This window comes from Streptomyces graminofaciens, from assembly GCF_030294945.1.
GTDB classification, from domain to species: Bacteria; Actinomycetota; Actinomycetes; order Streptomycetales; family Streptomycetaceae; genus Streptomyces; species Streptomyces graminofaciens.
Map to the genome: position 1 here is coordinate 6,916,870 of NZ_AP018448.1, position 13,377 is coordinate 6,930,246.

Sequence of the window (13,377 nt, forward strand, 5' to 3'; positions counted from 1 at the left end):
CGCGAGGCGAGCGTGCCGGCCTGTCGGTGAGCCTCGGACGACCGTGAGAACGGCTGTGCGAGGTTCGGCTTCAGCAGTCGAACACCGACCAGCAGATGTCGTTGCGCAGCCGCTGGTCATCGAGTACGAGCTCGCGGATCGCCTCCGGGAGCTGATCGCGCTGCCACTGGCACTCGAGTCGTCCCGCGGTCTCGCTCTCGCCCTCCGGCGCCGCCGCACGTGCGGCCTTGATCGCGTAGGCGGCCGCGCCGAGCTCGTGCGCGGCGACGTGGGCGACGGCCCCGGCCTGGCCGGCGGCGTACGCGGCATGCCGTGCTGCCCCACGCAGGTCTCTGGCCGCCCCCATCGCATGGCCGCCCGCCGCGCGAGCCCGCATCATCTTGACCTCGCCACGCACCCAGGCCCGCGCATGCTCGATCGCCTGGCGCGGTCGCGGGTCCCCGGGCCGGGCCGACTCGAAGAGGCCGAGGACGTGCTCCGCGCACGAGGCAGCCCATAGAGCGAGGAGACGGTGATCCGCGTCGGTGAGAGTCCCACCGCGGCGGATCGTCACAAAGCGAGGGTCCCGGACCTTCGGAAGGATCATGGCGTGCCCTCCCACCCGCGCACATCGGCACCACTGCCTGCGGCGTGCCCTGGTGGCCGGTCAGCCGCCCGGCGCAGGGAATGATCCAGGGCGCTCATCAGCCGGGCGACACGATTGCTGCCGCCTGTCGCGGGCGGGTAGCGGCAGAGCACGTCGATGAGCACCGGTGTCGCACGCTGCCTCGACCGTTCCAGCAGGGCGTCCCCGATCGCGGGGTCACCGCCCGCTTCCATCTCCCCGATGCGCGCGGCGCTCGCGGAGGCCCGCAGGATGTGGCCGACCTGGACGGCCTGGGCGATGGGGTGCAGGTATGCGGCCGACGCGGCGTCACCGGCGGATCGCGCGGCCAGCCGCGCGGCTTCGGAGGGTGCGGACCGGGCGGCTCGATGAGCGTCGAGGGAGGTGCCGCGCTGCAACTTCGTCCTGTTGGCACCGTTGATGAACGCCCAGGCCGCGTCGATCGCCGCACGGGGGCGCGGATCATCGGGAACGGCCTGCTCGAAGACCGGCAGGACGTCCTCCGCGTGCCGAACAACGTAACGCGCCACGACGCGCAGCTCGTCCATCGTCAGGTCGAAGTCTCCGGACACGGTGTGCGTGCTCTGTGACATGTCCCTGAATCGTATGCGGCCAACCCGGACGCAGCCACCACGGTTGATGCTTGAACTGACGTGTCCTGTGGCGCAGTCGACGTTCCGTGGCGGCTGGGAGCAGACTGGTGGGAGAGACAGAAGCGGAGAATTCGTATACCCCGCAACGATCCGGTCATGGAGGAATCATGACGGCCATCAAGCGGACGGACACCCCCGTCGTCTTCGAAGGCGACGGCGTGGAGGTGCGGATGCAGGAGATCGGCGGCGATCTGAGCGTCGCCTTCATCAAGTTCCCCGCGGGGACCGACATGGCCCCGGCCCTCAAGGGACTGCAGGACGACCTGTGCCAGAGCCCCCACTGGGGCTATGTCTTCAAGGGACGCGTGCGGATGCGCAGGAAGGACGGGTCCCACGACTACAAGGCGGGCGAGGCCTTCTACTGGGCGCCGGGTCACGCACCGGAGGCGCTGGAGGACAGCGAGTTCATCGACTTCTCGCCGACGGACAAGTTCGGCGAGGTCATCGACCACGTGAAGGCGCAGATGAGCTGACCAGGCCTGTCGTCGCCGTCACTCGGCGCTCGGCGAACTCCCTGTTCGCGAGGGTCTGGCGACGGTACGAGGCCGGCAGGTCCGGCAGGGACAGGAGGCGGTCGCAGGCGGTGAGCGAGGCGGCCGCGTCGCCTGCCCAGTAGGCGGTGATCGAGAACTCGAAGAGCAGCCCCCAGCGGTACACCCAGGGCTGGACGAACAGCAGGTCGTCCGGGCGGGGGCCGTCGACCCCGGCGCGGGCGAGTGCGTACGCCGTGTGGTGCCGCTTCTGGAGCCGTAGCCGTGAGACGAGCTCGTAGCAGGCCTCCAGCCGCTCCGGCCGGTGTTCCCAGGCGCGGATCAACGTGTCCATCGCGGTAGGCCAGGCGTCGGGGCCGCCCGTCTCCGCCTGGAGCATTCCGACCTGGAGGAGCGAGTAGTACACCTCCTCGGCCCAGCCGCCCATCGCGGCCCGGCGCTGGTAGAGGGTGATCGCCTCGTCGGTCTCGCCCAGGTCGCGCAGGGTCTGGGCGAGATAGAAGACCGTACGGGTGTTGCCGGGGTCGCGGTCGAGCGCGGCCCGCAGCAGCCGGGCGTCGCGCTCGAACTTGTCGTGGCGCGAGCCCCCGTCGGCGAAGTCCTCGACGACGAGCGCGTCGAGGTTCTGCTGGTTCTCCTGTACGTCGGCGGCGGGGGCGTCCAGCGTCAGGTACTCGTGCGTGGCCCCCTCGTACCGCCACGGCAGGTCGCCGCGTACGAGCCGCTTGATCCGGTACTCCAGGTTCCCCTCGTGCCGCAGCATGTACGAGTCGGCCGTCAGCGGCGGCAGCGGGGTGTCCTGGCGGAGCACGAGGTCGGCGTCGAGGAGCAGGAGGTAGTCGGCCCGGCCGCGCGCGTGCCGGACGTTCAGGGTGCGGTTGTGGCCGAAGTCGACCCAGGGCTCCTCGTACAGCTCGCCGGGGAGGCCGTCGAGGGCGGCGCGGATCAGGTCCTGGGTGCCGTCGGTCGAGCCGGTGTCGGAGATCACCCAGGTGTCGATCAGGTCGCGTACGGAGGCCAGACAGCGCTCGATGACCTTCGACTCGTTCTTGACGATCATGCAGAGGCAGATGGACGGCTTCACGGCAACACCACTTCCGGCCGGCTCGACCCGGCCCTCGGGGCGGCGGGGCCCGGGGGACACTAAGCGCCACGCCCGTCCCGTACGGCGACGGCTCGCCGCAGCCCCGCCCGTGATTCGCTCTTGCGTACGCACCCATAGGCGCATCGCTGTTCGTCTGATCAGTTAATCGTGCCGCAGGGACCTCAAGGCGTTGCCTTCGCGATCCGATTTCGTCGAGGGAAGCTCGACTGCTTCCGGACACCGTCCGATTCGATCCGATTCGATCAAGGAGCAGTGCATGACGTCCGAACCCAGGAAACGGGCCGTGCTGGGCCCGCTCCCGGCACACGGCGCCCGGCTGGCCGGCGGCACCCTCGCCCTGACCACCCTCGCCTTCTTCCTCACCGGCGCCGCGAACCCGGCGGCCGCCGCCCCGCGCGCCGACGTCACGAAGACCGGCCTCGTCCCGCTCGCGGGCACGCCGTCGGTCGGGGATCCCTGCCGGAAACCGAAGCCGAAGCCGAAGCCCAAGCCCAAGCCGAATCCGCATCACAGAGTCGGCGGGGAGGTCTTCGGCCAGCAGTACCCGTGCAAGGTCGGCCCTGCCGGGCCCACGGGTCCGCCCGGGCCCAAGGGCGACACGGGTCCGCAGGGTGACACGGGTCCGCAGGGTGACACGGGGCCGAAGGGTGACACGGGCCCCCAGGGCGACACCGGTCCGCCTGGCCCCAAGGGTGACACCGGGCCGTGCTCCGACATCGACTCCTACGCCCCCTCGAACTCCGAGGAGTTCAGCGCCGCGCTCACCGGCGGGCGGGCGTACGCGGGGCGGCGCAACATCAACCCGATGCCGCCGCAGGGCGCCTACGCGTGGACGGACCTCACGAACACCCTGCCCGACGGCAGGCCCAGCAACTTCCCCACGACCGCTTGCGCCGCCTCCATCTCGGCCCAGGGCAACGACGCCTGGGTCAAGGTGCTGACCACGACCGGCACCGTCTGGGAGACACACGGCGACACCATGGGCGGCACCTTCGTCTGGGACGAGCAGTGGGTTCAGTTGGCGACACCGACACCGCAGCCGTAGTACCCGCGTAGCACGGGTGGCACGGGTAGCACCCGCGCGGCGGCCGTCTCCCGGGGCGGCCGCCGCACAGATTCCAAAATCACCCGGCAACCTTTCAAAAACCGGCGACCACAGATGAGTTGAAAGCTCCCTTCACCGGAGCTCCACACGAACCACGGGTTTCCCCGAACCTCGTACGTTACGTAAGGACTCATCAGTGGCATCCCGCTCCTCGCGCCGCACCGACAGCACCGGCACCGGCACCAGCACCGGCACCAGCACCGGCACCACGACCGGCTCCGCCGCCCGCCCCACGCACCGCCGTTCGCTCCGCAAGCGCCGCGCCCTCGTCGCGGGCGCCGCCGCCGTGGCCGCCGGAGTCGGCGCCGGTGTCTTCGTGATGAACGCGGGCGCGTCCCCGACCGCCGACGTGTACCACGAGACGCTCGCCGCCAAGGACGGCTGGGCCTCCTCCGGCACGGGCACGACCGGCGGCACCAAGGCCGACGCCGCGCACACCTTCACCGTCTCCACCCGCGCCGGGCTCGTGAAGGCGCTGGGCAAGGCGACCGACACCACCCCCCGGATCATCAAGATCAAGGGCACGATCGACGCCAACACCGACGACTCCGGCAAGAAGCTGACCTGCGCGGACTACGCCTCCGGCACCGGCTACTCGCTCGCCGCCTACCTCAAGGCGTACGCCCCGTCCTCGTACGGCACCTCCAAGCTGCCCTCCGGCACCCAGGAGAAGGTCCGCGCCGCCGCTCAGACCAAGCAGGCGAAGAACATCGTCTTCAAGGTGCCCGCCAACACCACCGTCGTGGGCGTGCCCGGCACCAAGGCCGGTATCTCCGGCGGCATGCTCCAGATCCAGAACGTGGACAACGTCATCGTCCGCAACCTGAACTTCGCCGCCGCCGAGGACTGCTTCCCGCAGTGGGACCCGACCGACGGCGACGACGGCAACTGGAACTCCAACTACGACTCCATGACCCTGCGCGGCGCCACCCACGTCTGGGCCGACCACAACACGTTCACCGACGCGCCCCACCTGGACAGCGCCAACCCGAAGTACTTCGGCCGCGAGTACCAGATCCACGACGGCGCCCTCGACATCACCAAGAGCTCGGACCTGGTGACCGTCTCCCGTAACCAGTTCACCAACCACGACAAGACGATGCTGATCGGCAGCAGCGACAGCGAGCCCGCCGGCAAGCTGCGCGTCTCGATCCACCACAACATCTGGAAGGGCATCGTCCAGCGCGCCCCGCTGGCACGAGTCGGCCAGGTCCACATCTACAACAACTACTACGACGTCACGACGCTCAACGGCTACGCGACGCAGTACAGCATCAACTCCCGCGCCAAGGCCCAGGTCGTCGCGGAGAACAACTACTGGAAGGTCCCGGTCGGCGCGAAGCTCGCCAAGCTGCTCAGCGGCGACGGCACCGGCGCCATCAAGAACAGCGGCAACGTCGTCAACGGCACGGCATGCGACATCGTGGCCCTGTTCAACGCCGCGTCCTCGAAGGACCTGAAGACGACCGTCAACTGGACGCCGGCCCTCACCGCGGGCCTGGAGTCGTCGGCGAAGAACCTGCCGAAGTCCCTGGCGACAACGACGGGCGCGGGCGTCCTGAAGTAACCGGCACGCTTCGTGGGCCCGGGACGCGAAGTCCCGGGCCCTTCTGGTCGGCGGGCGCCCGGGTGGCTATGGTCCGGAGCCACCGACGGGTACGGAGGTGCACGTGACGGATCACAGCTTCTTCACGGCGTTCACGGCTTCCACGGCTTCCACGGCGTTTACGCCGTTCACGGCGGACGAGTTACGGATCGTCCGCGACGCGGGACGCCGACGGGACTGGGAGCACGGCGAGACGCTGATGCGCGAGGGCTCCCCGTCCGACGACATCGTCCTCGTCGAGGACGGCCTCGTGAAGATCAGCGCCGAGACCGCGAACGGCTACACCAGCGTGCTGGCCCTCCGCGGCCCCGGTGAGCTGCTGGGCGAGCTGTCCTGCGTCGACGGCGGCCCGCGGTCGGCGACCGTCACCGCGATCCGCGCCGGCCGGGGCGTGGTCGTCACCGCCGACCGCTTCCGGCAACTGCTGACCCAGCCGGGGCCGCTCGCCCTCGCCGTGCTGCGCAGTGTCACCGCGCGGCTGCGCCACTCCGACCGGCTGCGGGCCGAGCACGGCGCCTATCCGGCCGGGGCGCGCGTCGCCCGCGTCCTCGCGGACCTCGCGCTGTGCCACGGAGTGCCGGTGGCCGACCCGCCCGGCGCCGTCGTCGTCCGCATCACCCAGGAGGAGCTGGCGGGGGCCGCCGGCACCTCGCGCGAGTCCGTGGCCCGGACCGTACGGGAGCTGCGACGCGACGGACTCGTCACGGTCACCCGGGGCCGCGCCGTCGTACCGGACGCGGCGGCACTGCTGCGGTGGGGCGGGGAGTGAAGGTCCTGTAACACCTGGGCCAAGTCGCCACCGGCGGGGCCACCGGGCTCCCAGAGTGTCAACTGACACTGTACGTACGACAGTTGTGCGATATCTCTTCCGCCATGGTGAGTTCCACGGAGCCGTGTTCCCCGGCTCAGTATTCCCTGATCGCCGTCCTCGACATCGAGGGCTTCGGCCGACGCACCGACCCGGACCAGGCCTGGCTCCGCGAGCGGCTGCGGGTGGTCGTGGCCCGGGCGCTCGACGCCGCGCACATCGACGAGCTGTCCTCCGAGGACCGGGGCGACGCGGTCGTCCTGCTCATTCCCGGCACGGTACCGAAGACCGACCTGCTGGGCGGTTTCGTACGCGCCCTCGTCGCCGGACTGCGCGACCACGCGCGGGACCACACCGGCGACCGCGCGATGCGGCTGCGCGTCGCCGTCCACGCGGGCGAGGTCGCCCGCCACGGCGAGGGCTGGGTCGGCACCGACCTCAACACCGCGTTCCGCATGGCCGACATGGAACCCCTGCGGCGGGCCCTGGCCGGGGCGCCCGACGCGGTCCTGTCCCTCGCGGTGTCCCACGTCCTCCACCAGGGAGTGCTCCGGCACCACCACCCGGGCCTGGAGGCCCACGAGTTCGCCCCCGTCGTACTGTCGGGCAAGGAGATCAAGGACGAGACCGTGTGGATCCGGGTCCCCGGCCACCCGGCGCCGGCCACCTCGTCCTCCTCCGCCGGGCCCACACCGCCGCAGAAGCCGCCCGCCCCCGAGCCCGCCCCCGCCAACTACGGCATCAGCGCCACACACGTCACCGTCACCGGCGTAGGCGTCAACCACGGCACGGTCACCCAGTCCTGGACCGGCCCCGTCGCCACCGGCTCCGACGCGACGGCCGCCGACCTCCACCACGAACTCGCCCGGTTGCGCGGCGAGTTGAAGGAGGCGCTGCGGCGCGAGGAGATCGACGACGTCACCTTCGAGGCCTCCGAGGAGGAACTCGACACGGCCGAGCGGCACGCCCGGGCCGAGGACGAAGAGGGCCGCGGCCGCCTGCTGCGCGCGCTGACGAAACTCAAGGCCCTCATGGCCGACACCGCGGCGCTCGCCGGACTCGTGGCGACCGTCACCCAGCTCATCCAGCAAGTGAGAGGCCAGGCATGACACCTGGGAACCAAGGCATCCAGGCACTCGATGTGAGCATTCACGGCGTCGGGGTCAACCACGGGAACATCACCCAGTACATGGTCGGCGAGAACGCCACCCCCGAGCAGAAGATCGAGGCGGCCCGGGAGAACCTGCGGGCGGGGATGCGGGAGAGGGCCGAGCAACTGATCGACGCCGCGATCGACGGCCTGATCGCGAACGGCGGCACCGCCTCGCCGGAGGCGCTGTACTACCGGGCCCTGTCCCTGGTGAGCCGCCGCTCCCCGGAGGACCTCACGGACGAGGACTGGCACAAGCTGCGCCACGCCCTCGACCGGCTCACCGACGACTCGGGCCAGTACGGCTCACTGGGCCGGGTCCTGTACGACGTGATGCGGATGTCGCTCCGCCCCTCCCGCCCGGGGGCGCCGGGAGCCCGCCCGGACGTCGCGCCGCTGCTGGACGGCCTGCCGGTCGGAGAGATCGGTAACGAGTTCAAGGACCATCTGCGCTACGTCGTCCGCGCCATCGAACGGGACGCCCTGGACTCCGAGGAGGAGGGCAAGCTGGACGAACGGGTGAACGACGAGCGGGTGGAGACAGCGCCGCTCTTCTTCACCCCGGACCCCGTGCTGCACAGACCGCACCCGCCCGCGGAGCCGAAGCTCGATCCGGGCATCGTCCTCGTCGGGTGTGTCATGGGCGTGATCGTGGCGGTCGTGGGGCTGATCACCCAGATATCGGACGACATCCCGGACGGCGAGCTGACACTGGCCGCGGTGCTGATCACGCTGGGCTGCGTCGCCCTGGCGATCGGTGTCCCGGAGCTGGTGCGCACCGCCACCGAGCGCGCCCGGCGCCGCGAGTGGAAGAGCGACCCCGACGGCCGGGAGCTGCCCGCGCAGCAGCGGAACCCGTTCCGGCGGCAAGGGGCACGGCTCGGCGCGGTGCTGCTGAACCGCAACCAGTGGCGTGAGGACCGCGAGCGCCGGGCCAAGGAGCTGCAGAAGACCAAGAAGGCCGCGTTCCGCCGCACGGTCGAGGCGATCGTGCAGGACCGGTTCCTGGAGTACGAACCGAAGGGCTCCGAGCCGGCCAGGCAGTGGCGGCGGCACACCGAGCGCCCGCGCCAGGACCTCATCGACGAACTCACCCACCGTCACTGGCGCACGGGCACGCCCAGCGCGCTCGACTGGCTGATCCAGCTGCGGGTCAACGAGATCGGAGAACGCTCCCGGGATCACAAGGAGCTGGCCTTCGTGGAGCGGACGCGCCGCTTCCAGATCAAATGCCTGTCCTTGGGGGTCACCCTGCTGTTCTTCGGAGTGCTGTGGCTCATCCCGAGCCAGGACTCCGAACAGGGCTTCTGGTCCTGCCTCGTGCTGATCATCAGCCTTCTGGTCATGCTGAAACCCGCCGTCCACCACGCCAAGGTGCGGGCGCACCGCCGGGACCTGGAGCAGTACCAGGCCGACGACGCGGAGCGCAGGGCTTGGCAGGACGAGCTCAAGAGGAACCGCCCGAAGGACCGGCAGATGGCCCTCTGGTACGACCTCGACCAGCGCCACCTGCGTCGGGAGGTCCTCGCCGAGCACCGGATGGAGCACCGCGACATCCTCTTCAGCTTCTTCCTGGTGGAGGGCGCACCGGGGTGTGTACGGGCCAAGATCAAGGACGGTCCGCCGCGCTACTCGCAGTACCGCCAGACGTTCTACGTCCTGACGTCGAGCGGTGTGTGGGTGAGTTCGTGGAACGTGGACTCCACCACCGGCACACATGACGGCAGGCAGGACACCGTGTTCCGCTACGACGCCATCAGCTCGGTGACGGTGGAATCGGTCGGGGTCCGCTTCGGCGACTCCCTGCGGGAGATCGTCTCCGTCTCGGAGAGCGGAGCACTGCGCGACGCCGCGGACGAGGACGACCTGGTGCTGCACGAGGCGCTGCGGCTGGTCCTGCACAACGGGCAGCGCATGACCGCGCTGCTGGAGAACTACGAGCAGCTGTACGACGCCACCCAGGAGGACCGCGGCCAGCTGCGCAGCCTCGCCCTGGAGACGTCCGGCATCACGGCCGGCTTCCGCATCCTGACCGCCATGGCCACCGAGGGCCGCAAGTGGTTCGAACAGCGACGGCAGCGGTCGTACGAGGCGTTCGTGGCGCCCGAGTAGCCCTGGCCGGGGGAACGGGGGGACGGAATCGGCCGGCCTGCCACGGGGGCAGGCCGGCCGGTTCCTACACGCACAGGGATTGCGTCAGGTGCTCCGTCACGCGGCCGGTTCGCCGCCGAAGCGCTCCTTGTACGTCTCCAGGTCCTCGTCCGTGAGCTTGGCGAAGAGGACCGGCGGGACGGTGAAGGGGGTGCCGGCCGGGACCGAGGTGAGGGCCTTGGCCTCCTCCGCCGTGACCCAGGCGGCCGTGTCGTCCTTGAGGTCGAAGGCGGCGCGCATGGCGGCGGCGGACGTCGGGATGAACGGCTCGGAGACCACCGAGTAGAGGTGGATCAGGTTCATGGCCGTACGGAGGGTGAGGGCGGCGCCGTCCTGGTCGGTCTTGATCTCCAGCCAGGGGGCCTTCTCCTCCAGGTAGGAGTTGCCCGCCGACCACAGGGCGCGCAGCGCGGCCGACGCCTTGCGGAACTGGAGGGCCTCCATGTGCTCCTCGTACTCGGCGAGCAGCCGGGCGATCTCCTCGCCGAGCCGCGCCTCCGGCTCGCCGGCCTCCGCGCCCGCGGGCACCTCGTCGCCGAAGCGCTTCTTGGAGAAGGACAGGACACGGTTGACGAAGTTGCCGAGAGTGTCGGCGAGGTCCTTGTTCACCGTGGCGGTGAAGTGCTCCCAGGTGAAGGACGAGTCGTCCGACTCCGGCGCGTTGGCGATGAGGAAGTACCGCCAGTAGTCGGCGGGGAGGATGTCCAGCGCCTGGTCGGTGAAGACGCCGCGCTTCTGCGAGGTCGAGAACTTCCCGCCGTAGTACGTCAGCCAGTTGAAGGCCTTGACGACGTCGACCTTCTTCCACGGCTCGCGGATGCCCAGCTCGGTGGCCGGGAACATCACGGTGTGGAAGGGGACGTTGTCCTTCGCCATGAACTCCGTGTAGCGGACGTCGGTGTCGACGTCGTACCACCAGGACTTCCAGTCGCGGTTCTCCGGGTCCTGGTCGGACCACTCCTTCGTCGCGCCGATGTACTCGATCGGGGCGTCGAACCAGACGTAGAAGACCTTGCCCTCGGCGGCCAGCTCCGGCCAGGTGTCGGCCGGGACCGGGACGCCCCAGTCCAGGTCACGGGTGATCGCACGGTCGTGCAGGCCCTCGGTCAGCCACTTGCGGGCGATGGAGGAGGCGAGCTGCGGCCACTGGTGCTCGTGGGCCGCGACCCAGGCCTCGACCTCGTGCTGCAGCTTCGACTGGAGCAGGAAGAGGTGCTTGGTCTCGCGGACCTCCAGCTCGGTGGAGCCGGAGATCGCCGAGCGGGGGTCGATCAGGTCGGTCGGGTCGAGGACACGGGTGCAGTTCTCGCACTGGTCGCCGCGGGCCTTGTCGTAGCCGCAGTGGGGGCAGGTGCCCTCGACGTACCGGTCCGGGAGGAACCGGCCGTCGGCCGGCGAGTACACCTGGCGGATCGCCCGCTCCTCGATGAACCCGTTCTCGTTCAGCTTGCGGGCGAAGTGCTGGGTGATCTCGACGTTCTGCGGGCTGGAGCTGCGGCCGAAGTAGTCGAAGGCGAGCGCGAAGCCGTCGTAGACGGCCTTCTGGGCGTCGTGGGCCTGCGCGCAGAAGTCCGCCACGGGGATGCCCTGCTCCTTGGCGGCCAGCTCGGCGGGGGTGCCGTGCTCGTCCGTCGCACAGATGTAGAGGACGTCGTGGCCGCGCTGGCGGAGGTACCGGGAGTACACGTCCGCCGGGAGCATGGACCCCACCATGTTGCCCAGGTGCTTGATCCCGTTGATGTACGGAAGGGCGCTGGTGATGAGGTGTCGAGCCATAGGAGGCTGCTCCCAGTCGGTCGTTTTTGTGCGCATGAGCCTTGAACTTGAAATCGTAGCCGACATGGGTGGGCCGCCCGCTTCCCGTTTTACGGCGTGGGAAGGGGCGGCCCGGGGTGTTCTCCGTTCGTGCGGCTACGGGCGCCAGTCCGCCAGTACGCCCTCGTAGACCTCGGTGTCCGTCAGCTCGCGCGGGGTCTCGCCGGCCAGGAAGTGGGAGGCGTTGTCCGTCTTGAGCTTGCGGAGGTAGTCGAAGGCCTTGTTCTCCGGGTCACCGAAGGCGACGAAGGAGAAGTGGACGGCCGGGTGGTTCTTCGCGGCGTCCGTGAGGGCCTGGGTGGCCGGGGTCTTGGCGTCCGGGGCGCCGTCGGTCTGGAAGACGACGAGGGCGGGGGCGGTGGGGTCCGCCTTCTGGTGCCGGGCGAGGACCTCCTCGACGGCCACGTGGTAGCTGGTACGGCCCATGCGGCCGAGGCCGGCGTGCAGCTCGTCGACCTTGTCCTCGTACGCGCTGAGGGTCAGCTCGCCGGTGCCGTCCAGCTCGGTGGAGAAGAAGACGACCTGGACGGTGGCCTCGGGGTCGAGGTGCGCGGCGAGGGCGAGGGTCTGCTCGCCGAGGGCCTGGGCGGAGCCGTCCTTGTAGTACGGGCGCATGGAGGCGGACCGGTCGAGGACGAGGTACACCTTGGCGCGGGCGTCGGTGAGGTCCCGCTTCTTGAGGGCGGCACCGGCGGCCTTGTAGGCGGCGGAGAGGCCGGGGGCGCGGGAGCGGAGGCGTGCGGCGGTGAGCTTTGGCTCCGCGATTGGCTCCGCCGGGGTGGCCCCGCTTTCGGCCTCGGCTTCGCCCTCGGCCGTCTCCGTTCTCCCACCCGCACCACCCGTGCTGCTTTCGTCGTCGGGTGCGGGTGTTGCCAGTGGGGCTTCACCGTCGTCGGCGGCTGCGGGTTCGGGGGTGGCCTCGGCTGCGGGCTCCGGGGCCTCTTCGGCCACCGGAGCCGCCTCGGCCTCGGCCTCTTCCTTCGCTTCCGGCTCCTGGGGGGCTTCCGGCTCCGCCGTCACGGCTTCCTCGACGGGTGCCGACGCCTCCACGGCCACGGCTTCCGGCTCCGGCTCCGCTACGGGCTCGGCCTCCGCCACAGGTGCCGTAGCCTCCTGCTCCGGCTCGGCGGCAGCCGCCGGCTCGGGGGCCTCCTCGACCACGGACTCGGGCGCACCCTCGACGACAGCCTCGGCCTCGGCGACGGGCTCGGCCTCGGCAACCGGCTCCACTACGGGCTCGGCCTCGGCAACCGGCTCCACTACGGGCTCGGCCTCGGCAACCGGCTCCACTACGGGCTCGGCCTCGGCAACCGGCTCGGTCTCCTTCTCGGCCTCGGCAGCAGGCGCGACCTCAGCCTCAGCCGCGACCTCAGCCACAGGCTCAGCCACAGGCTCAGCCACAGGCTCAACGACCGGCTCCGCCGCGACCTCAGCCACAGGCTCAACGACCGGCTCCGCCGCGACCTCAGCCACAGGCTCAACGGCCGGCTCCGCCTCAACGGACGGCGTCGGCTCCGCCGCCCCCTCCTCGCGAGGCTTCGGCACCGTCACGTTGTCGAACGCCGCCGAGACCAGCTCGTCGGCGACGGACGGGGCCGGCTCGGTGGCGGGCTCCCGCTTCGGCTCGGTGGTGGTGGTCGTCGGCTCGGTCGACGGAGCCGGAATCGCGGCCTCCGTGACCGTTGCCTGCGCCTCCGCCTCTTGCGAAGGAACCGCGTCGCGCCCCTTGCGTGAGCGGCCGAACGCGTTCCGCAGGAGAGAAAGAATGCCCATTGCGCAACCCTTCGCATGATTTGAAGCCCGTATGCCCGTTGCCCGTCAATCCGTGGCCAGGACGGACACGTAAGGTTAGCGGCCACTCTCGGCGATCTTGGGTGCGGGCGGCAACG

11 protein-coding genes are annotated in these 13,377 nt (G+C 70.4%); 6 read left to right on the top strand and 5 right to left on the bottom strand.

Annotation, left to right across the window (positions count from 1 at the left end; genetic code table 11):
• Positions 1-70 precede the first annotated feature (70 nt).
• Positions 71-586 carry a putative immunity protein gene (locus SGFS_RS29900; protein ID WP_350284023.1) on the bottom strand — a complete coding sequence of 172 codons (516 nt, stop codon included), beginning with the start codon at positions 584-586 and terminating at the stop codon, positions 71-73.
• Positions 583-1,197 carry a putative immunity protein gene (locus SGFS_RS29905; protein WP_286254870.1) on the bottom strand — a complete coding sequence of 205 codons (615 nt, stop codon included), beginning with the start codon at positions 1,195-1,197 and terminating at the stop codon, positions 583-585. Before SGFS_RS29905 ends, SGFS_RS29900 begins: the two co-directional genes overlap by 4 nt.
• A 167-nt stretch (positions 1,198-1,364) precedes the next feature.
• On the opposite strand from SGFS_RS29905, the gene SGFS_RS29910 reads away from it, so the two are divergent.
• Entirely contained in the window at positions 1,365-1,730 is a 366-nt protein-coding gene (locus tag SGFS_RS29910; RefSeq protein ID WP_286254873.1) for a cupin domain-containing protein, read from the top strand.
• On the opposite strand, the gene SGFS_RS29915 is transcribed toward SGFS_RS29910, so the two are convergent.
• The gene (locus tag SGFS_RS29915) at positions 1,699-2,832 is read right to left on the bottom strand and encodes a glycosyltransferase (RefSeq protein ID WP_286254875.1); all 1,134 of its coding nucleotides are present in this window, start codon (positions 2,830-2,832) and stop codon (positions 1,699-1,701) included. The genes SGFS_RS29910 and SGFS_RS29915 overlap by 32 nt on opposite strands.
• A 277-nt stretch (positions 2,833-3,109) precedes the next feature.
• On the opposite strand from SGFS_RS29915, the gene SGFS_RS29920 reads away from it, so the two are divergent.
• From SGFS_RS29920 to SGFS_RS29940, 5 genes are all read left to right on the top strand, one after another.
• Complete coding sequence (locus SGFS_RS29920) at positions 3,110-3,898, top strand: hypothetical protein (RefSeq protein WP_286254876.1); 789 nt, start codon at positions 3,110-3,112, stop codon at positions 3,896-3,898.
• A gap of 196 nt (positions 3,899-4,094) precedes the next feature.
• Complete coding sequence (locus SGFS_RS29925) at positions 4,095-5,525, top strand: pectate lyase family protein (RefSeq protein WP_434028090.1); 1,431 nt, start codon at positions 4,095-4,097, stop codon at positions 5,523-5,525.
• A 103-nt stretch (positions 5,526-5,628) separates the two neighbouring features.
• Positions 5,629-6,333 (top strand): Crp/Fnr family transcriptional regulator, encoded by a 705-nt coding sequence (locus SGFS_RS29930; protein WP_286254878.1) that lies wholly within the window; start codon positions 5,629-5,631, stop codon positions 6,331-6,333.
• A gap of 104 nt (positions 6,334-6,437) precedes the next feature.
• Positions 6,438-7,481: a hypothetical protein gene (locus tag SGFS_RS29935; protein ID WP_286254880.1), complete on the top strand. Its 1,044-nt coding sequence runs from the start codon at positions 6,438-6,440 to the stop codon at positions 7,479-7,481.
• Positions 7,478-9,634 carry a hypothetical protein gene (locus SGFS_RS29940; RefSeq protein ID WP_286254881.1) on the top strand — a complete coding sequence of 719 codons (2,157 nt, stop codon included), beginning with the start codon at positions 7,478-7,480 and terminating at the stop codon, positions 9,632-9,634. The genes SGFS_RS29935 and SGFS_RS29940 overlap by 4 nt, the downstream gene beginning before the upstream one ends.
• Before the next feature lie 96 nt (positions 9,635-9,730).
• On the opposite strand, the gene metG is transcribed toward SGFS_RS29940, so the two are convergent.
• Positions 9,731-11,449 carry a methionine--tRNA ligase gene (gene metG, locus SGFS_RS29945; protein WP_286254882.1) on the bottom strand — a complete coding sequence of 573 codons (1,719 nt, stop codon included), beginning with the start codon at positions 11,447-11,449 and terminating at the stop codon, positions 9,731-9,733.
• A 135-nt stretch (positions 11,450-11,584) separates the two neighbouring features.
• Positions 11,585-13,261 (bottom strand): VWA domain-containing protein, encoded by a 1,677-nt coding sequence (locus SGFS_RS29950; RefSeq protein WP_286254884.1) that lies wholly within the window; start codon positions 13,259-13,261, stop codon positions 11,585-11,587.
• Positions 13,262-13,377 lie beyond the last annotated feature (116 nt).

Coding starts and splice junctions, on each gene's coding strand:
- SGFS_RS29900 (WP_350284023.1), bottom strand. CDS start 586: ATGATCCTTCCGAAGGTCCGGGACCCTCGCTTTGTGACGATCCGCCGC.
- SGFS_RS29905 (WP_286254870.1), bottom strand. CDS start 1,197: ATGTCACAGAGCACGCACACCGTGTCCGGAGACTTCGACCTGACGATG.
- SGFS_RS29910 (WP_286254873.1), top strand. CDS start 1,365: ATGACGGCCATCAAGCGGACGGACACCCCCGTCGTCTTCGAAGGCGAC.
- SGFS_RS29920 (WP_286254876.1), top strand. CDS start 3,110: ATGACGTCCGAACCCAGGAAACGGGCCGTGCTGGGCCCGCTCCCGGCA.
- SGFS_RS29935 (WP_286254880.1), top strand. CDS start 6,438: ATGGTGAGTTCCACGGAGCCGTGTTCCCCGGCTCAGTATTCCCTGATC.
- SGFS_RS29940 (WP_286254881.1), top strand. CDS start 7,478: ATGACACCTGGGAACCAAGGCATCCAGGCACTCGATGTGAGCATTCAC.
- metG (WP_286254882.1), bottom strand. CDS start 11,449: ATGGCTCGACACCTCATCACCAGCGCCCTTCCGTACATCAACGGGATC.
- SGFS_RS29950 (WP_286254884.1), bottom strand. CDS start 13,261: ATGGGCATTCTTTCTCTCCTGCGGAACGCGTTCGGCCGCTCACGCAAG.